Source organism: Aeromonas sp. PrichA-15 (assembly GCF_017939245.1).
GTDB lineage: Bacteria > Pseudomonadota > Gammaproteobacteria > Enterobacterales > Aeromonadaceae > Aeromonas > Aeromonas caviae.
The window spans coordinates 1-293 of record NZ_JAGKRH010000348.1; the positions used below are offsets into that span (position 1 = coordinate 1).

At 56.7% G+C, this 293-nt stretch carries 1 pseudogene; it reads right to left on the reverse strand.

Going from position 1 to position 293, the window contains the following annotated elements:
• Positions 1-293: pseudogene (locus J9889_RS23115) on the reverse strand (IS1634 family transposase); the annotation flags it as partial.

A 293-nucleotide genomic window follows, 5' to 3' on the forward strand; every position in this document is an offset into this window, starting at 1 on the left:
TGGTCATTGGTCGCCAGGATGAACACCCCGGTCTGGTTGCGGGCCTCTTCAACGCAGGCCAGGCTAGTTGCCGCCAACCCAGTGATTTGAAACTGATGGCCAATTGGCTCTTCGCCACGCTTGGGTCTGCCACGTCCTGTATAAACCGGTTCACCTACCACTTCGGCATCCAGTTGCAGCAGCATCAAGCTGGCGGTAAAACAGCTCAACTCAGCTTGGGCATCCGCCTCACAAGCAAAGCGTCGGGCACACAATTTGGCGAAGGCTTTGAGCTCGCGGGTACTGTCTTTGAG